This is a genomic window from Streptomyces sp. NPDC059696, assembly GCF_042733745.1.
In the GTDB taxonomy this organism is placed as follows: Bacteria; Actinomycetota; Actinomycetes; order Streptomycetales; family Streptomycetaceae; genus Streptomyces.
In genome coordinates, this window is record NZ_JBHWFG010000051.1 from 1 (window position 1) to 18,247 (window position 18,247).

Annotated in this window: 15 protein-coding genes and 1 pseudogene; 11 read left to right on the forward strand and 5 right to left on the reverse strand. The window is 71.3% G+C overall.

Annotation, left to right across the window (positions count from 1 at the left end; all coding sequences use genetic code 11):
- Nucleotides 1-46: 46 nt before the first annotated feature.
- A complete protein-coding gene (locus ACFV20_RS34325) occupies nt 47-601 on the reverse strand; it encodes a YceI family protein (protein WP_385664377.1) in 555 nt (184 codons plus the stop codon).
- Nucleotides 602-702: 101 nt separating this feature from the next.
- On the opposite strand from ACFV20_RS34325, the gene ACFV20_RS34330 reads away from it, so the two are divergent.
- Nucleotides 703-1,572, forward strand: a complete 870-nt coding sequence (locus ACFV20_RS34330; protein WP_385664381.1) for a helix-turn-helix domain-containing protein — start codon at nt 703-705, stop codon at nt 1,570-1,572.
- A 73-nt stretch (nt 1,573-1,645) separates the two neighbouring features.
- On the opposite strand, the gene ACFV20_RS34335 is transcribed toward ACFV20_RS34330, so the two are convergent.
- The 4 genes and pseudogenes from ACFV20_RS34335 to ACFV20_RS34350 form a co-directional block, all read right to left on the reverse strand.
- Nucleotides 1,646-2,551, reverse strand: coding sequence for a carbohydrate kinase (locus tag ACFV20_RS34335; protein WP_385664384.1), 906 nt, complete (start codon nt 2,549-2,551; stop codon nt 1,646-1,648).
- Nucleotides 2,548-3,591: a LacI family DNA-binding transcriptional regulator gene (locus ACFV20_RS34340; protein WP_385664387.1), complete on the reverse strand. Its 1,044-nt coding sequence runs from the start codon at nt 3,589-3,591 to the stop codon at nt 2,548-2,550. Before ACFV20_RS34340 ends, ACFV20_RS34335 begins: the two co-directional genes overlap by 4 nt.
- Before the next feature lie 340 nt (nt 3,592-3,931).
- Nucleotides 3,932-4,876, reverse strand: a pseudogene (locus ACFV20_RS34345) (hypothetical protein); the annotation flags it as partial.
- A gap of 261 nt (nt 4,877-5,137) precedes the next feature.
- On the reverse strand, nt 5,138-5,290 hold the full coding sequence (locus tag ACFV20_RS34350; RefSeq protein WP_385664389.1) for a hypothetical protein: 153 nt from the start codon (nt 5,288-5,290) through the stop codon (nt 5,138-5,140).
- A 263-nt stretch (nt 5,291-5,553) separates the two neighbouring features.
- Here ACFV20_RS34350 and uvrC point away from each other — a divergent pair, with 263 nt between their 5' ends.
- From uvrC to ACFV20_RS34400, 10 genes are all read left to right on the forward strand, one after another.
- Entirely contained in the window at nt 5,554-7,719 is a 2,166-nt protein-coding gene (gene uvrC, locus ACFV20_RS34355) for an excinuclease ABC subunit UvrC (RefSeq protein ID WP_385664392.1), read from the forward strand.
- On the forward strand, nt 7,716-8,675 hold the full coding sequence (gene rapZ, locus ACFV20_RS34360; protein WP_385664395.1) for an RNase adapter RapZ: 960 nt from the start codon (nt 7,716-7,718) through the stop codon (nt 8,673-8,675). The genes uvrC and rapZ overlap by 4 nt, the downstream gene beginning before the upstream one ends.
- A complete protein-coding gene (gene yvcK, locus ACFV20_RS34365; RefSeq protein ID WP_385664397.1) occupies nt 8,672-9,766 on the forward strand; it encodes a uridine diphosphate-N-acetylglucosamine-binding protein YvcK in 1,095 nt (364 codons plus the stop codon). Before rapZ ends, yvcK begins: the two co-directional genes overlap by 4 nt.
- Nucleotides 9,757-10,746 (forward strand): DNA-binding protein WhiA, encoded by a 990-nt coding sequence (whiA, locus tag ACFV20_RS34370; protein WP_366709482.1) that lies wholly within the window; start codon nt 9,757-9,759, stop codon nt 10,744-10,746. Before yvcK ends, whiA begins: the two co-directional genes overlap by 10 nt.
- A gap of 151 nt (nt 10,747-10,897) precedes the next feature.
- Complete coding sequence (locus ACFV20_RS34375; RefSeq protein ID WP_385664400.1) at nt 10,898-13,852, forward strand: M14 family zinc carboxypeptidase; 2,955 nt, start codon at nt 10,898-10,900, stop codon at nt 13,850-13,852.
- A gap of 227 nt (nt 13,853-14,079) precedes the next feature.
- On the forward strand, nt 14,080-15,087 hold the full coding sequence (gene gap, locus ACFV20_RS34380; RefSeq protein ID WP_184845038.1) for a type I glyceraldehyde-3-phosphate dehydrogenase: 1,008 nt from the start codon (nt 14,080-14,082) through the stop codon (nt 15,085-15,087).
- Between the two features lie 145 nt (nt 15,088-15,232).
- Nucleotides 15,233-16,444, forward strand: a complete 1,212-nt coding sequence (locus ACFV20_RS34385; protein ID WP_385664404.1) for a phosphoglycerate kinase — start codon at nt 15,233-15,235, stop codon at nt 16,442-16,444.
- Nucleotides 16,445-16,450: 6 nt separating this feature from the next.
- The gene (gene tpiA, locus ACFV20_RS34390) at nt 16,451-17,227 is read left to right on the forward strand and encodes a triose-phosphate isomerase (protein ID WP_385664406.1); all 777 of its coding nucleotides are present in this window, start codon (nt 16,451-16,453) and stop codon (nt 17,225-17,227) included.
- A 95-nt stretch (nt 17,228-17,322) separates the two neighbouring features.
- Nucleotides 17,323-17,559 (forward strand): preprotein translocase subunit SecG, encoded by a 237-nt coding sequence (secG, locus tag ACFV20_RS34395; RefSeq protein WP_094052663.1) that lies wholly within the window; start codon nt 17,323-17,325, stop codon nt 17,557-17,559.
- A gap of 207 nt (nt 17,560-17,766) precedes the next feature.
- The gene (locus ACFV20_RS34400; protein WP_003957010.1) at nt 17,767-18,102 is read left to right on the forward strand and encodes an RNA polymerase-binding protein RbpA; all 336 of its coding nucleotides are present in this window, start codon (nt 17,767-17,769) and stop codon (nt 18,100-18,102) included.
- Nucleotides 18,103-18,247: the final 145 nt, after the last annotated feature.

Sequence of the window (18,247 nt, forward strand, 5' to 3'; positions counted from 1 at the left end):
GCCCCACGGGAAACAACCCGTGGGGCCCGGCGCGTTCGCCGTGCGGTCAGACGTTCTGCCGCGGTTCCACGAACTGCATGTCGAGCTGGATCTTGACCACGTCGCCGAGCAGGCCCGGAGCGAAGTCCAGCCCGAAGTCGCCGCGCCGGATCTCACCCGTCGCCTCGAACCCGGCGTGCCGGCTGCCGTCCATGGGCACATCGACCAACCCGCCGAACTCCACAGCGAGCGTCACCGGGCGGGTCACCTCGCCGATCGTCAGCTCCCCCTCCATGGTCCAGTCCTCACCCTCACCCGACACGCGCGTCGAGCGGTACGTCATCGTCGGGCGCTTCTCCACGTCCAGCAGGTCGGAGGCGCGGACGTGCGCGTCCCGGTCGGCGTTGCCGGTGTTGATCGAGGCCAGGTCGACGGTCGCGGAGATCCGCACGTCCTCGACCCGCTCCCCGATGTACAGCCCGGCCTCCAGTCGCTCGAAGCGCCCCCGCACCTTGGCGATGCCCAGGTGCCGAACCGTGAAGTTCACGGAGGAGTGGAACGGGTCGAGGGCCCACTGTCCGGGGGCCAGCGGCAGAGGCGTCACAGCGGTGTCATTCGTCATGCCCTCCACCCTGAGGGCCGGGCGGCCCCCGAGGGAGACCGGCCGGAGCCTGGTAGTGACGGGGCCACCCTCAGCGTCCACCCAGCCGGTACGTTCGGCGGGTGAGCGACAACGAGTTGGGCACGTTCCTGCGCACCTGGCGTGAAGCCGTCACCCCCGCCGAGGCGGGTCTGCCCGCGGGCCCCCGACGCCGTACCCCGGGCCTGCGCCGTGCCGAACTGGCCACCCTCGCGGGCGTCAGCGTCGAGTACATCACCCGGCTGGAACAGGGCCGCGACCGCAACCCGTCCGCCCAGGTGCTGGGCGCCCTCGCCGACGCCCTGCACCTCTCCCTCACTGACCGCGTGCTGCTGCGCCGCCTGACCAAGGAGGCGGGCGGCGGCGACCCGCTGATCTGTGCGGCGGCCCCGCCGCTCGGCCGCACGGCGCGCCCCACCGTACGGGCCGTGCTGGACCGGCTGGAGCCGGCTCCCGCGCTGGTGGTCAACTGGATCGGCGACGTCCTCGCCCACACGGCCGGCTACGAACGGCTGGTCGGCCCCCTCGGCCTGCTCGACGACGAGCGGCCCAACCTGCTGCGGTACCTGTTCACCGACGACCGGGCCCGCGACGCCTACAAGGACTGGGACCGGGTGGCCGACGACCTCGTCGCCCGGCTCCGGCACGGCGTGCCCCTGCGGGACCCGTACCTCGCCGAGCTGGCCGACGAGCTGACGGTGACGGCCGGCGCGGAGTTCACCGACCGGTTCGCCGACCTGGCCGCGGCCCCGCGACGGACGCCCTCCCAGCACATCGAGCACCCGGAGGCCGGGGCGCTGCGGCTGCTGAACGAGACGCTCGCTCTCCCCGACGAGGGGCAGCACCTCGTCGTCCACCTGCCCGCGGACGACGCCACGGCCACCGCCCTCGACCGCCTCAACGGCCGCCGGCCCGGCGCGCTGCGGGCGGTGGCGGCGGGGGAGACCGGCTGAACGCCGGCCGGTACGACACGCACAGGCCCCGGAGGTCCGGACATCGACCGGGGCCCCGGGGCGTCCGCCCCTGTCAGCCCTCCAGCTCGTGCGCGTACGGCGGCTCCGCCCCGGCCCGTGAGCAGGTGATCGCCGCCGCGCGGGCCGCGAAAGCCAGCAGCTCCGTCCAGCCGGCGTGGCCCAGCCCGGCAAGCCCCTGGGCGCTGAGGGCGTCGCGTACGGCGAGGCCGTGCAGCAGGGCCGCGTTCACCGTGTCGCCCGCACCGATGGTGTCCACGACCTCGACACGCTCGCCGGGCACCGTGTACTCGCCGTCGGCGGTGAAGGCGGTCAGACCGTCCCCGCCCCGCGTGATCACGACCGCGTCCGGGCCCGCCGCCAGCCATTCCCGGGGCGTGCCCCCGAGCCACTCCGCGTCCTCCGCGGACAGCTTCAGCAGCGACACCGACGGCAGCCAGCTCTTGAACCGCGCCCGGTAGGCGTCCGCGTCCGGAATCAGGCCGGGCCTGATGTTCGGGTCCAGTGCGGTGAACACGCCCTGTGCCGCCGCCCGCCGCATCATCTCCTCGTAGGCGCTCGCGCCCGGCTCCAGCACCAGGGAACAGGTGCCGAAGGACACCGCCCGGGTGCCGGACGGCAGCGCGGAGGGCGCCTCGAACAGCCGGTCGGCCGTCCCGTCGACGTAGAAGGAGTAGGCCGCCGAGCCGTCCGCGCCGACCGTGGCGACGGCGAGCGTCGTCGGCTCGGTGCCGCGCTGCACCGAGGACACGTCGGCCCCGGACGCGGTCAGTCCGTCCAGCAGCGCCTGTCCGAAGGCGTCGGACGACACCCGGGAGCAGAAAGCGGTGGGGGAGCCGAGGCGGCCCAGCGCCACAGCCGTGTTGTACGGGCCGCCCCCGAGCGCGGGCCGCAGCGCGGCCAGGGCACCCGTGCCCTGCGGTACCAGGTCGATCAGTGCCTCACCGGCGACGACGATCACGACGGGTTTCCTTCCTCGGACGGGCTGGGGCAGCCGCACGACGTGCGGTGCACGAAGGTGCAGGGCAGCCGCACGGTCCGGACGGGCCGGTCCGGTTCGGCGAGCCGCTCCAGAAGCACGTGGACGGCCCGGGCACCGATGTCCCTGCCGGGCTGGGCGATGGCGGTGAGCCGGGGGGAGAACAGATCCGCCCACGCGAAGTCGTCGAAACAGCACAGGGCGATGTCGCCCGGCACGGACAGCCCGTGCGCCCGCAGGGCACGCAGCACCCCGATCGTCATGGCGTTGTTGCCGGTCACCAGCGCGGTCGGCGGCACACCCAGCGACAGCAGGGCCCCGGTCGCCTGCTCGGCACCCGCCGACTCGGAGTCGCCGTGCACCAGCAGCCGCTCGTCGTACGCCAGCCCGGCGAAGGCCAGACCGCTGCGGTACCCGGTGATCCGTTCGCTCGTCGTGCTGAGCCCGGCCCGCCCCGCCACGAGTCCGATCCGCCGGTGACCGAGACCGGCGAGATGGGTGACCAGCCGGGACATCGGTTCGGCGTTGTCGGCGCACACCTGGTCGACGGGCGGACCGTCGTCCTTCCCGGGCGCGTGAACCAGCCGGTCCAGGAACACGGCCGGTACGTCGTGCCGGCCCAGGTAGGCGCGCAGGCCCCGCGGATCGGCGGAGGGCGCGACGATCAGGCCGTCGACCCGGCGCTCGTGCAGCAGCTGGACGACCTTCCGCTCGTGCTCCGGGTCGTCGTGCGGATCGGCGATCAGCAGGCTGTAGCCGGCTTCCAGCGCGGCGGTCTCGACGCCCTGGAGGATCTCCGTGAAGTAGGGATTGCTGATCGCCGACACCGCCAGCCCGATGGACCGGGTGCGGGCCGTCACCAGGGAACGGGCCAGCGTGTTCGGGGTGTAGCCGAGCTCCTCCACGGCGTCCAGCACGGCCTGGCGCGTGTGCGGCAGCACCGGCCGGGTGCCGTTGAGCACGTGCGAGACCGTCGCCACGGAGACACCGGCGCTACGCGCCACGTCGGCCATGGTCGCCATGGGCGTTCCCTCCTCCGCTTCCGGCGGGGAACGTATCGCATCGAGCGGCGGACGTAAACGTTTGCGCAATCGTTTACGTCCCGAGGGCCCCAGAGCCGGAGGGCGAACCTGGGCCCGGGCGGCGGCCCCATAAGGCGTTCCGGGCTGAGTGCCCGGTAGGCGTGCCGGACAGCGCCTCCGTCAGGCGCTCCCGGTCGGCGTTCTGGACAGCGCTTCCGTCAGGCGCTCCCGGTCGGCGTTCTGGACAGCGCCTCCGTCAGGCGCGCCCGGTCGGCGTTCCGGACGGCGGTCGGCCAGGCGTCCTGGGCGGCGGCGTCCCTGACGGTGTCCCGGGCGGCTCCTCCCAGTCCCAGCCGATGCCCAGGAACCCCGCGCGCACCCGGGGCTCGACCAGGTGCACCGAGTGGTGCCGACCGGTCAGCGCCAGGCCCTGGCACCCGCTGCGCGGCGCCGCGGCGGAGTGCTGGGCGAAGCGGTGGCACCGCACCGGCAGGGCCGCCGGGTCGAAGCACACCTGGAGGACGTACTGGCCCCCGGGGCAGTCGAAACCGCGCACGTACTCGCGTGCCACCCCCGCCGTGCCGTCCTCGACGCCGTAGCGGAACAGGAAGGTGTCCCCGGCCCGCAGCCGGGTGTCGAAGAGCAGTTCGGCGGCGAGCACCCCGGTGTCGCGGTGCCAACGGACGCGTCCGGTCCGGCAGTTCTCCAGGGCGTGCACCCGCATGCGCTCCGGCGCCGCACCCCGGTCCCCGTGGTGGACGGCCACGAAACGGTCGATGCCGTCCCGGTGGGCGCGCACGATGTGGTGCGACTCCCGCTCGGCGAGCTCGCGCCGCGCCCCGATCCGGAGCCGTTCGTGGTGGCCGAGGGAGTGCAGGCCCCCGTCCGGCGGGCAGTCCAGCTCGGCGAGCAGCCGGTCCAGGACTCCGGAGGCCTCGACGAGGGAGCGGTAGGAGCGGGCGGCGGACCGCAGCCCGGACGCGCTGTCCGCGCTCTCGGCGAGCAGCCGGATCAGCGACTCCTCGGGCAGCTCCAGGATCTCCTCCAGCGCGCGTACGGCCCGCAGCGACTCGGGGCGCTGCGGGCGCCGCGCGCCCTGCTGCCAGTAACTCAGGCTGGTGACACCGACCTTCACCCCGTGCCGGGACAGGTGGTGCTGCACGCGCTGCAGGGGCAGGCCGCGGGCGGCGATGGCGGCCCGCAGGGCGACGTGGAAGGGGCCGCCTTGCAGGACCGAGTCCAATGGCGCGGTGGCGACGTCCGCGTGCTGTGGGGCGTGCGGCATGCAGGGGCCTCTTCTCTGAGTCGGCAACGGCTGGTCAGACCGCTTGCACGGGGCCCTCCCGCCGGCGCGGGCAGGTCTTCACATCCGTACGCCGTCGTTCAGGGCCCGAGTTCCCCCGCATTGAAGCGTGTTGACCCGGCCCCGACAACACCTGATGCCGGACAGTGACCCACGTGCACCGGTGGCTCGCCCCGGACATGCGAACGCCCGGGGCGTGCGCCCCGGGCGTTCGCGTGGACGTGTGCTTCTGGGAGTGGTCGCCTAGGAGCGGTCGCCGCCGCCCTGTTCCCGCAGGGCCAGGCGCTTGGCCCGCACGATGTCGGGATCGCGCGGGTCCAGGGCGTCGGGCAGCGCGAACGCGTCGTCCGCGTACCGGCGGGCACGGACCGCCCGCCGGGTTTTCTCGATCCGCATCCGCTTCATCTGCGCAGCCCTCCGACCCGTGGCCCGCCCGCTCCCCACCGGGAAACGGCCGGTCCGCACCGACAACCTGTGCCTGCACCGGCACCGGCTCCGCCCACCGGACGTCGCCGTGTGCCGTGGGTGAGCCACATTCCCGCTCCTGGTGGGCCGTAACCCCGGGCGGCCCATGCCGTTGGAAACTGCCTGCCTCCGGGACCCTGATCATGTCCCTCCGCCGCGCCGCACTGTCGGTGCTCGCCAGTAGGGTGTGAGACATGGCCGACCCCTCCAGCTACCGCCCCAAACCGGGTGAGATCCCCGACTCGCCGGGGGTCTACAGGTTCCGTGACGAGCACCGCCGGGTGATCTACGTCGGAAAGGCGAAAAGCCTGCGCCAGCGCTTGGCGAACTACTTCCAGGACCTGGCGGGACTGCACCCGCGCACCCGCTCCATGGTCACGACGGCCGCATCCGTGGAGTGGACGGTGGTGTCGACGGAGGTCGAGGCGCTCCAGCTGGAGTACTCCTGGATCAAGGAGTACGACCCCCGGTTCAACGTCAAGTACCGCGACGACAAGAGCTACCCGTACCTCGCGGTGACGATGAACGAGGAGTACCCGCGCGTGCAGGTGATGCGCGGTCACAAGAAGAAGGGCGTGCGCTACTTCGGGCCGTACGCGCACGCGTGGGCGATCCGGGACACCGTCGACCTGCTGCTGCGCGTCTTCCCCGTGCGTACGTGCTCGGCGGGCGTGTTCAAGAACGCCGCCCGCACCGGCCGCCCCTGCCTCCTCGGTTACATCGGCAAGTGCTCGGCCCCCTGCGTCGGCCGTGTCTCCGCCGAGGAACACCGTGAACTGGCCGAGGAGTTCTGCGACTTCATGGCCGGCCGGACCCACACGTACATCCGCCGGCTGGAGAAGCAGATGGCGGAAGCGGCCGACGAGATGGAGTACGAGCGGGCCGCCCGGCTGCGCGACGACGTCGGCGCCCTGAAGAAGGCCATGGAGAAGAACGCGGTCGTGCTCGCCGACGCGACCGACGCCGACCTGATCGCGGTCGCCGAGGACGAGCTGGAGGCGGCGGTCCAGATCTTCCACGTCCGCGGCGGACGCGTGCGCGGCCAGCGCGGCTGGGTCACCGACAAGGTGGAGGAGATCACCACCGGCGCCCTCGTCGAGCACGCCCTGCAGCAGCTGTACGGGGAGGAGACCGGGGACGCCGTCCCCAAGGAGGTCCTCGTCCCCGCCCTGCCCGACCCCCTCGAGCCCGTCCAGGAGTGGCTCGCCGGGCGGCGCGGCTCCGGCGTCTCCCTGCGCATCCCGCAGCGCGGCGACAAGAAGGCCCTGATGGAGACCGTGCAGCGCAACGCCCAGCAGGCGCTCGTGCTGCACAAGACCAAGCGCGCCTCCGACCTGACCACGCGTTCCCGCGCCCTGGAGGAGATCGCCGACGCCCTCGACCTGGACAGCGCCCCGCTCCGGATCGAGTGCTACGACATCTCCCACCTCCAGGGCGACGACGTCGTGGCCTCCATGGTCGTCTTCGAGGACGGCCTGGCCCGCAAGAGCGAGTACCGCCGCTTCCAGATCAAGGGCTTCGCCGGGCAGGACGACGTCCGCTCCATGCACGAGGTGATCACCCGCCGCTTCCGGCGTTATCTCGCCGAGAAGGAGAAGACGGGGGAGTGGACCGACGGCGAGAACGCCTCGGCTCCCGTGTCCGACAGCGGCAGCGCTGCGGCTCCCGTGACTCACGGCGAGAACGCCATGACGCCCGTGTCCCGTGATGAGAACGCCGCGGCTCCCATGACCGACGGCAACGGCGACCTCGTCGGCACCGGCCCCACCGAGGACGACGGCCGCCCCAAGAAGTTCGCCTACCCGCCCCAGCTGGTCGTCGTCGACGGCGGCGCCCCTCAGGTCGCGGCCGCCCGGCGCGCCATGGACGAGCTCGGCATCGACGACATCGCCGTGTGCGGCCTCGCCAAGCGGCTGGAGGAGGTCTGGCTGCCCGGCGACGACGACCCGGTGGTCCTGCCCCGGACCAGCGAGGGCCTGTACCTGCTCCAGCGTGTCCGTGACGAGGCCCACAGGTTCGCGATCACCTACCAGCGCACCAAACGGTCCAAGCGCTTCCGCTCCAGCCCGCTGGACGATGTCCCCGGCCTCGGGGACACGCGCAAGCAGGCACTTCTGAAGCACTTCGGTTCGTTGAAGAAACTGCGATCCGCCACGATCGACCAGATCTGCGAGGTCCCCGGCATAGGCCGCAAGACGGCCGAGACGATCGCCGTGGCCCTCGCCCGCTCGGCCCCGGCCGCACCCGCCGTCAACACGGCGACCGGCGAGATCATGGAAGAGGAACCGGGCACCATGGGTTCCAGTGGGGAACCCATGGCAACGGGCGCCCCGGACGAACGACGGGGGCAGGAGACATGAATGTGAACGAGCACGACGCGCGACACGAGCAAGCCGGAGACGGAGCACAGGTGAATACGGGCACGCCCAACGAGAAGGCCCCGGTCCCGGAAGCGGCCATCCCCGAGCTGGTGATCATCTCCGGCATGTCCGGAGCCGGGCGCTCCACGGCGGCGAAGTGCCTGGAGGACCTCGGCTGGTTCGTCGTGGACAACCTGCCGCCCGCCCTGATCCCCACCATGGTGGAGCTCGGCGCCCGCTCCCAGGGCAACGTGGCGAGGATCGCCGTCGTCGTCGACGTCCGAGGGCGCCGCTTCTTCGACAACCTCCGCGAGTCCCTCGCCGACCTGGAGGCGAAGAACGTCACACGGCGGATCGTCTTCCTGGAGTCCTCCGACGAGGCCCTGGTCCGCCGCTTCGAGTCGGTGCGCCGCCCGCACCCCCTCCAGGGCGACGGCCGCATCGTCGACGGCATCGCCGCCGAGCGCGAGCTGCTGCGCGAGCTGCGCGGCGACGCCGACCTGGTGATCGACACCTCCAGCCTGAACGTCCACGAGCTGCGCGCCAAGATGGACGCCCAGTTCGCCGGCGAGGAGGAGCCGGAGCTGCGGGCCACGGTGATGTCGTTCGGCTACAAGTACGGCCTCCCCGTCGACGCCGACCTCGTCGTCGACTGCCGCTTCCTGCCGAACCCGCACTGGGTCCCGGAGCTGCGCCCGTACACGGGCCTCAACGAGGAGGTCTCCGGCTACGTCTTCAACCAGCCCGGCGCCAAGGAGTTCCTCGACCGCTACACGGAGCTGCTCCAGCTCGTCGCCACCGGCTACCGCCGCGAGGGCAAGCGCTACGTGACCATCGCCGTGGGCTGCACGGGCGGCAAGCACCGCTCGGTCGCCATGTCGGAGAAGCTCGCCGCCCGGCTCGCCGCCGAGGGCGTGGAGACGGTGGTCGTACACCGGGACATGGGACGCGAATGACACCACGTACACCCCGGCTGAGCCGGCTGCGCCGGGTGGTGCCCGAGAGCAACGGCGACAAGGGCACCACCGGCCAGAAGGGCGGCCGGCCCGCCGAGGCCCGGGGCGGCAGGCCGCGCCGCCGCGGCACCCAGCCCAAGGTCGTCGCCCTCGGCGGCGGCATGGGCCTGTCCGCCTCGCTCGCCGCGCTGCGCCGGATCACCGGCGACCTCACCGCCGTCGTCACCGTGGCCGACGACGGCGGCTCCAGCGGCCGGCTGCGGGACGAGCTGGGCGTACTGCCGCCCGGCGACCTGCGCAAGGCCCTGGCGGCACTGTGCGGCGACGACGACTGGGGCCAGACCTGGGCCCGGGTCATCCAGCACCGCTTCCAGTCCCAGGGCGACCTGCACGAGCACGCGGTCGGCAATCTGCTGATCGTCGCCCTGTGGGAACAGCTCGGCGACCACGTCCAGGCCCTCGACCTGGTCGGACGGCTGCTCGGCGCCCAGGGGCGGGTGCTGCCGATGTCCGCCGTGCCGCTGGAGCTCCAGGCCCTGGTCAAGGGCCACGACCCAAAGCGCCCGGAGGAGGTCGACACGGTCCGCGGCCAGGCGACCGTCGCCCTCACCCCGGGCGAGGTGCAGTCCGTGCACCTGGTCCCGTGCGACCCGCCGGCCGTGCCCGAGGCGGTCGAGGCCGTCCTGGACGCCGACTGGGTGGTGCTCGGCCCGGGCTCCTGGTTCTCCTCGGTCATTCCGCACCTGCTCGTGCCCGAGCTGCTGGACGCGCTCACGCAGACGAAGGCCCGCCGTGTACTCTCCCTGAACCTCGCGCCGCAGCCCGGAGAAACCGAGGGCTTCTCCCCGCAGCGTCATTTGGAGGTTTTGGGACGACACGCCCCTAAACTCGCCCTGGACGTGGTGCTGGCCGACGAGGCCGCCGTGCCCGACCGCGACTCCCTGACCGACGCCGCCAAGCGGTTCGGGGCCGCGGTCGAGCTGGCGCCGGTGGCCAGACCCGACGGAACCCCGAGGCACGACCCGGAGCTGTTGGCCGCCGCGTACGACCGTATTTTTCGGATGCATGGAAGGATCGGCCCATGGCGATGACGGCAGCGGTGAAGGATGAGATCTCCCGGCTCCCCGTCACCCGGACCTGCTGCAGAAAGGCGGAGGTCTCCGCCATTCTGCGGTTCGCCGGCGGCCTTCACCTCGTGAGCGGTCGGATCGTGATCGAGGCGGAGCTGGACACCGCGATGGCGGCCCGCCGCCTCAAGCGGGACATCCTGGAGATCTTCGGCCACAGCTCCGAGCTGATCGTGATGGCTCCGGGCGGGTTGCGCCGCGGCTCGCGCTACGTGGTGCGGGTCGTCGCGGGCGGTGACCAGCTCGCCCGCCAGACCGGCCTGGTCGACGGGCGGGGCCGCCCGATCCGCGGCCTGCCCCCGCAGGTGGTCTCGGGGGCCACCTGCGACGCCGAGGCCGCCTGGCGTGGCGCGTTCCTGGCGCACGGCTCGCTCACCGAGCCCGGCCGCTCCTCCTCCCTGGAGGTGACCTGCCCGGGTCCCGAGGCCGCGCTCGCCCTGGTCGGCGCCGCCCGACGGCTGTCGATCCCCGCCAAGGCCCGCGAGGTGCGCGGCGTGGACCGGGTCGTCGTCCGCGACGGCGACGCGATCGGCGCCCTGCTGACCCGGCTCGGCGCGCACGAGTCGGTGCTGGCCTGGGAAGAGCGCCGGATGCGCCGTGAGGTGCGCGCCACGGCCAACCGGCTCGCCAACTTCGACGACGCCAACCTGCGCAGATCGGCCCGTGCGGCCGTCGCCGCCGGCGCCCGGGTGCAGCGCGCCCTGGAGATCCTCGCCGACGACGTGCCCGAGCACCTCGCCGCCGCCGGCCGGCTGCGCATGGAACACAAGCAGGCCTCCCTGGAAGAATTGGGCGCGCTCGCCGACCCGCCGCTGACCAAGGACGCCGTCGCCGGCCGGATCCGCCGCCTGCTGGCCATGGCCGACAAGCGCGCCTCCGATCTCGGCATCCCGGGCACGGAGGCCAACCTCAGCGAGGAGCTGGCCGACAACCTCGTGGGCTGATCCCACGCGACGTCAAAAAGCCGGTTCCGGCGCCCACTTGGGTGACCGGCACCGGCTTTCGCGTGTCGCAGAGGCACCCTTGACTCGATCATGGACTGTCATGAGCCTGGCATCTGTTCGCTGCTGTGGCGGACCCACGCTAGGGGGGTTCATGAGACGAAGAGCGAGATCGATCCTCGCTGTCGGCGCGCTCCTGATCGGCGGAGCGAGCTTCGCACCCATCGCCCAGGCACAACCGGGGAGTCCGGCCCCGTCCGACCCGGACGAAGTCAAGGTCTTCCGGGCCGACGTCACACGGAAGCAGGTACCCCTGCTGCTGGCGGCCGGCCAGGACGGCCACGAACTGAGCGAGCGCGTCCCCGCGAAGGGCACCGCGACCGTCGAGGTCTACCTGACGGACCGGCAGGCGAAGAAGCTGGAGAAGCAGGGCGTCGGCCTCACCGAACACGAGCTCTCCGCCCGGGCCGAGGCCCGCGTCGAAGCCGCAGCGCAGGGCGTGTTCCGCCCGTACAGCGGCAAGGGCGGCCTGCGGGAGGAACTCCTGCGCACCGCCCAGGAGCACCCGGACCTCACCAAGGTCGTCTCCATCGGAAAGACCGTCAAGGGCCAGGACATCCTCGCGCTCAAGCTCACCAAGGGCGCCAAGAAGACGAAGGACGGCTCCAAGCCCTCGGTCCTCTACATGTCCAACCAGCACGCACGCGAGTGGATCACGCCGGAGATGACCCGGCGTCTGATGCACCACTACCTGGACAACTACACGAAGGACCGGCGCCTCAAGAAGATCGTCGACTCCACCGAACTGTGGTTCCTGCTGTCGGCCAACCCCGACGGCTACGACTACACCTTCGCGGACCCCGCCAACCGCCAGTGGCGCAAGAACCTGCGGGACGTCAACGGCGACGGCGCCATCACCACCGGCGACGGCGTCGACCTCAACCGCAACTTCGCCTACAAGTGGGGCTACGACAACGAGGGCTCGTCCCCCAACCCCACCAGCCAGACCTACCGCGGCGCGGGCCCGAACTCCGAGCCGGAGACGCAGGCCCTGGACGCCTTCCAGAAGCGGATCGGCTTCACGTACGGCATCAACTACCACTCCGCCGCCGAACTCCTCCTCTACGGAGTCGGCTGGCAGGTGGCCACGCACACCCCGGACGACGTTCTGCTCAAGGCGCTGGCCGGTACGCCCGACAACTCCGCGATCCCCGGCTACCACCCCCAGCTCTCCTCCGAGCTGTACACCACCAACGGGGAAGCCGACGGCCACGCGGCGAACGTCAACGGCCTGGCGATGTTCACCCCCGAGATGTCGACCTGCCAGACCGCCTCGGACCTGGACCCGAACGACGAGTGGAAGGCCTCCGACTGCCAGTCGGTCTTCACCTTCCCGGACGACGAGAAGCTGATCCAGCAGGAGTTCGCCAAGAACATCCCGTTCGCGCTGTCCGTCGCCGAGACCGCCGCCCACCCCGACCGGCCGTCCTCGTCGGTCGGCCTGAACGCCGCCGACTTCACCCCGGCCGCGTTCACCACGTCCTTCTCCCGCGGCGCCGACCAGGAGGTGTCCGTCGTCGTCCGCAAGGCCGTGCGCGACAAGGAGCTCAAGTACCGCGTCAACGGCGGCCGCACCCTGGACATGGCGCTCAAGCCCTGGAAGGGCGGCGAGACCTACGGCGGTGAGGACAACCTCTACTTCGACGAGTACCGGGCCGAGGTCAAGGACGGCGAGCCCGGCGACGAGGTCGAGGTGTGGTTCACCGGCGAGGCGAAGAGCGGCAAGAAGGTCTCCAGCGAGCACTTCACCTACACCGTCGCCGAGCGGCCCCGGGCGAACACCCTCGTCGTCGCGGAGGAGGGCGCGACCGCCACCCAGGCGCAGACGTACGTGGACGCGCTCAAGGCGAGCGGGCGCAAGGCGATCGTCTGGGACGTCGCCCGGCAGGGCGCGCCCGACGCGCTCGGCGTGCTGAGCCACTTCGACACCGTCGTCCACTACACGGGCGAGGCCGTCCCGGGTGTCGCCACCCAGCTCCAGCTGCGGGCCTTCCTCAACGAGGGCGGCCGGCTGATCGAGGCCGGTGAGCAGGCCGGCGGCGACGTCGACCTCGGCGGCGGCGCGCTGTCGGACGACTTCAGCCAGTACTACCTGGGCGCCTACACCCGCACCGCCACCCCCGGGGCGACCGGCTTCACCGGCTCCGGCGAGCTGGGCGGCGTCACCGGCCCGCTGGGCGCAGCCCCCGGCAACCCGCTGGACAAGGCGGGCACCTACAGCGTCACCTCCGACGAACTGCGGACCGACGAGTTCCCGCAGTTCGCCAGCAAGGGCGCCGGGCAGTTCGCCGGCACGGTCAACCCGTACGGCCCGTACGCCGGCACCTCGATGGCCGCCGCCGTGCACACCGACGACGCCTACAAGCGCCTCACCCGTACCGTGGACCTCACCGGTACCACCGCGGCCCAGCAGCCGGCCCTGCGCACCCAGCTCCTGTGGGACACCGAGCCCGGCTACGACCACGCCGTCGTCGAGGCCCACGTCACGGGCTCCGACGACTGGACGACCCTTCCCGAGGCCGGCGGCGCCACCAGGACCACCGTGCCGACGGAGTGCGAGGGCGGCTTCTACGTCAACGAGCACCCCTGGCTGAAGCACTACCTGACCGTGGCGGCCGGCGGCTGCGCCGCGACCGGGACCACCGGCGCGTGGAACAGCCTCACCGGCAGCTCCGGCGGCTGGCGGCAGGTGACCTTCGACCTGAGCGCCTACGCCGGGAAGACGGTCGAGGTCTCGATCAGCTACGTCACCGACCCGGGCAGCGGCGGGCGCGGCGTGCTCGCCGACGACGCCTCGCTCGTCGTCGGCGGCGCGGCGCGCGAGACCGAGGGCTTCGAGACCTCGCTCGGCGCCTGGAAGCCGGCCGGACCGCCCGCGGGCAGCCCGGCCGTCCTCAAGGACTGGGCGCGCACCGGCGCCCTGTTCCAGACGTACGGCGCGGTCACCACGGACGACACCGTGCTGCTGGGCTTCGGCCTGGAGCACGTCAGCGCCGCGGCCGACCGGGCGGCGCTGATGAGGAAGGCGCTCGCTTCCCTCGACGGGTGAATTCCCTGGTCGACAGGGAACCCGTGCGGTAGCGACATCGAGTGATCTTGCTCGCGGCGGTGGGCGGTCCGTACCCCTACTGGCGGGTACGGACCGCCGTGCCGTGTATGAGGCATCTGGATGTCACCACCAGCCCTTCCGGGAGGTAGGGTCGTAGGCGGTCGGGGACATCCCAAACAGAGCTCGCCGGCACTTCATGGCCGGCGTACCAACGAGGAGATCGGTTCGTGACGATCCGCGTAGGCATCAACGGCTTCGGCCGCATCGGTCGTAACTACTTCCGCGCGCTGCTGGAGCAGGGTGCAGACATCGAGATCGTGGCTGTCAACGACCTGGGTGACACCGCGACCACCGCTCACCTGCTGAAGTACGACACCATCCTGGGCCGCCTCAAGCAGGAGGTCACGCACACCGCCGACACGATCACGGTCGACGGCAAGACCATCAAGGTCCTGGCCGAGCGCAACCCCGCCGACATCCCGTGGGGCGAGCTGGGCGTCGACATCGTCATCGAGTCGACCGGCATCTTCACGAAGAAGGCCGACGCCGAGAAGCACATCGCCGGCGGCGCGAAGAAGGTCCTCATCTCGGCTCCGGCCAAGGACGAGGACGTCACCATCGTGATGGGCGTCAACCAGGACAAGTACGACCCGGCGAACCACCACGTCATCTCCAACGCCTCCTGCACCACCAACTGTGTGGCGCCGATGGCGAAGGTCCTCGACGAGAACTTCGGCATCGTCAAGGGTCTGATGACCACGGTGCACGCCTACACCAACGACCAGCGCATCCTCGACTTCCCGCACAAGGACCTGCGTCGCGCGCGTGCCGCCGCCGAGAACATCATCCCGACCACCACGGGTGCCGCCAAGGCCACCGCGCTGGTCCTCCCGCAGCTCAAGGGCAAGCTGGACGGCATCGCGATGCGCGTCCCGGTCCCGACCGGTTCGGTCACCGACCTGGTCCTCGAGCTGTCCCGCGAAGTCACGAAGGAAGAGGTCAACGCCGCCTTCCAGAAGGCCGCGGAGGGCGAGCTGAAGGGCATCCTCGAGTACACCGAGGACCCGATCGTCTCCTCCGACATCGTGAACGCCCCGGCGTCCTGCACCTTCGACTCCTCCCTGACCATGGTCCAGGAGGGCAAGAACGTGAAGGTCATCGGCTGGTACGACAACGAGTGGGGCTACTCCAACCGCCTCGTGGACCTCACGGTCTTCGTCGGCAACCAGCTCTGATCGAATAGACCAGGCACCACGGTGTGAGAGCAGGGCTCGGGCAGCGCGCGGTCGCGCTGTCCGAGCCCTGACTCACGTACAGATCAGATCTGTTAGATCACGAGCGCTTCCGAGCGATCACGAGCTCTTTCAGGAGTCCCCTTTCATGAAGACGATCGACGAACTCCTCTCCGAGGGAGTGGCGGGCAAGCGGGTCTTCGTCCGCGCCGACCTGAACGTGCCGCTGGACGGCACGCGCATCACCGACGACGGCCGCATCCGCGCCGTGCTGCCCACGGTCAAGGCCCTCGCCGAGGCGGGCGCCCGGGTCGTCGTCGCCTCCCACCTGGGCCGCCCCAAGGGCGCCCCGGACCCGGCCTTCTCCCTCGCCCCGGCCGCCGCGCGCCTCGGTGAACTCCTCGGCTCGGACGTGGCCTTCGCGACCGACACGGTCGGCGAGTCCGCCCGGGCCACCGTCGACGGCCTGGCCGACGGCCGGGTCGCGGTCGTCGAGAACCTGCGCTTCAACGCCGGTGAGACCAGCAAGGACGACGCCGAGCGCGGCGCCTTCGCCGACCAGCTCGCCGCCCTCGCGGACGTCTACGTCGGCGACGGCTTCGGCGCGGTGCACCGTAAGCACGCCTCGGTCTTCGACCTCCCGGCGCGCCTGCCGCACTACGCCGGATACCTCATCGCCACCGAGGTCGGCGTCCTGAAGAAGCTCACCGAGGACGTCAAGCGGCCCTACGCCGTCGTCCTGGGCGGCGCCAAGGTGTCCGACAAGCTCGCCGTCATCGACCAGCTGCTCGGCAAGGCCGACCGCCTGCTCATCGGCGGCGGCATGGTCTTCACCTTCCTCAAGGCCAAGGGTCACGAGATCGGCACGTCCCTGGTCCAGGAGGACCAGCTCCCGGCCGTCCGGGAGTACATCGAGCGCGCCGAGAAGAACGGCGTCGAGCTGGTCCTGCCGGTGGACGTCGTGGTCGCGCCGGAGTTCCCGGACCTCAAGACCAAGGCCCCGGCCCGGCCCAGCACCGTCGCCGCGGACGCCATGCCGGCCGGCCAGATGGGCCTGGACATCGGCCCCGAGTCCCGCACGCTGTACGCCTCGAAGATCACCGACGCCGCAACCGTCTTCTGGAACGGCCCCATGGGCGTCTTCGAGCACCCCGATTTCGCCGAGGGCACCAAGGCCGTCGCCCAGGCACTGCTCGACTCGAACGCCTTCACGGTGGTCGGTGGTGGCGACTCCGCCGCCGCCGTCCGCATCCTGGGCTTCGACGAGAACGCATTCGGCCACATCTCGACCGGTGGCGGCGCCTCCCTCGAATACCTCGAGGGCAAGACGCTCCCCGGCCTCGCCGCACTGGAGGACTGACCCTTTATGAACACGCGCACGCCGCTGATGGCGGGCAACTGGAAGATGAACCTCAACCACCTCGAGGCCATCGCGCACGTCCAGAAGCTCGCCTTCGCCCTGGCCGACAAGGACTACGAGGCCGTCGAGGTCGCCGTCCTGCCCCCCTTCACCGACCTGCGCTCCGTGCAGACCCTGGTCGACGGTGACAAGCTCAAGATCAAGTACGGCGCCCAGGACATCTCGGCGCACGACGGCGGTGCCTACACCGGCGAGATCTCCGGCCCCATGCTGGCCAAGCTGAAGTGCACGTACGTCGCCATCGGCCACAGCGAGCGCCGCCAGTACCACGCCGAGACCGACGAGCTGGTGAACGCCAAGGTCAAGGCCGCCTACAAGCACGGCCTGACCCCGATCCTGTGCGTCGGCGAGGAGCTGGAGGTCCGCGAGGCGGGCAACCACGTCTCCCACACCCTCGCCCAGGTCGAGGGCGGTCTGAAGGACCTCCCGGCCGAGCAGGCCGAGACCGTCGTGATCGCCTACGAGCCGGTGTGGGCCATCGGCACCGGCAAGGTCTGCGGCGCCGAGGACGCCCAGGAGGTCTGCGCGGCGATCCGTGGCAAGATCGCCGAGCTGTACTCGCAGGAGCTGGCCGACAAGGTCCGCATCCAGTACGGCGGCTCCGTGAAGTCGGGCAACGTCGCGGAGATCATGGCCCAGGCCGACATCGACGGCGCCCTGGTCGGCGGCGCCTCGCTGGACGCCGACGAGTTCGTCAAGATCGTGCGCTTCCGCGACCAGTGAGTATGCGGTAGCGGCGATCCGTCGTACCCTTGCGGGGTCCAGCGCTGTGCTGGGCCCCGCGTCGTCCATCCGAATCCGAGGAAGTTGGTCCAGCCGTGGTTTTGGGGTTCTCGATCGCCCTGATCGTCTTCAGCCTGCTGCTGATGCTGCTGGTGCTGATGCACAAGGGGAAGGGCGGCGGCCTCTCCGACATGTTCGGCGGCGGCATGCAGTCCTCCGTCGGCGGCTCCTCGGTCGCCGAGCGCAACCTCGACCGGATCACCGTCGTGATCGGTCTGCTGTGGTTCGCGTGCATCGTCGTGCTCGGCATCCTGATGAAGGTGAACAACTGACCGAGCCGCGATCCGCCCGGACTCGTACGTAGGGCCCCATGTTCGGTACGCGCAGCTATGCGCGGCCTATCATGGGGCTTGCGTCTAGGTGTGAGGGTTGTAACTCCAATCACTGGACGCGCGTTGGGCCTTACGTAGACTGAGGCGCTCGCGGCGAAGCGGAACGCCGACTCGCTTCGCGGCACCATCACGCAGGGAGTTACGACCGTGGCAAGTGGCAACGCGATCCGGGGAAGCCGGGTCGGGGCGGGGCCGATGGGCGAGGCCGAGCGCGGCGAGTCCGCGCCGCGGCTGCGCATCTCCTTCTGGTGCTCCAACGGACACGAGACCCAGCCGAGCTTCGCCAGCGACGCGCAGGTGCCCGATACCTGGGACTGTCCCCGCTGCGGCTTCCCGGCAGGCCAGGACCGGGACAACCCGCCGGACCCGCCGCGCACCGAGCCCTACAAGACCCACCTGGCGTACGTCCGGGAGCGGCGCAGCGACGCGGACGGCGAGGCGATCCTCGCCGAGGCGCTCGCCAAACTGCGGGGCGAGATCTAGAAGTCGAGACCGGCCGGGCACCAGCGGGCGCCCTGCCCTCCGTGCCTCCCCCTGGTCCCTCCTCTGGTCCCTCCTCTGGTCCCTCCTCGCCGTCACCGTCGGCCGATTGTCAGTGGTGCCCCCTACGGTTTGTGCATCGGACGAA

Bases quoted from the DNA above. Each gene is read 5' to 3' on its own strand.
- ACFV20_RS34325 (WP_385664377.1), bottom strand. From the start codon at position 601: ATGACGAATGACACCGCTGTGACGCCTCTGCCGCTGGCCCCCGGACAG.
- ACFV20_RS34340 (WP_385664387.1), bottom strand. From the start codon at position 3,591: ATGGCGACCATGGCCGACGTGGCGCGTAGCGCCGGTGTCTCCGTGGCG.
- ACFV20_RS34350 (WP_385664389.1), bottom strand. From the start codon at position 5,290: ATGCGGATCGAGAAAACCCGGCGGGCGGTCCGTGCCCGCCGGTACGCG.
- uvrC (WP_385664392.1), top strand. From the start codon at position 5,554: ATGGCCGACCCCTCCAGCTACCGCCCCAAACCGGGTGAGATCCCCGAC.
- rapZ (WP_385664395.1), top strand. From the start codon at position 7,716: ATGAATGTGAACGAGCACGACGCGCGACACGAGCAAGCCGGAGACGGA.
- yvcK (WP_385664397.1), top strand. From the start codon at position 8,672: ATGACACCACGTACACCCCGGCTGAGCCGGCTGCGCCGGGTGGTGCCC.
- whiA (WP_366709482.1), top strand. From the start codon at position 9,757: ATGGCGATGACGGCAGCGGTGAAGGATGAGATCTCCCGGCTCCCCGTC.
- ACFV20_RS34375 (WP_385664400.1), top strand. From the start codon at position 10,898: ATGAGACGAAGAGCGAGATCGATCCTCGCTGTCGGCGCGCTCCTGATC.
- ACFV20_RS34385 (WP_385664404.1), top strand. From the start codon at position 15,233: ATGAAGACGATCGACGAACTCCTCTCCGAGGGAGTGGCGGGCAAGCGG.
- tpiA (WP_385664406.1), top strand. From the start codon at position 16,451: ATGAACACGCGCACGCCGCTGATGGCGGGCAACTGGAAGATGAACCTC.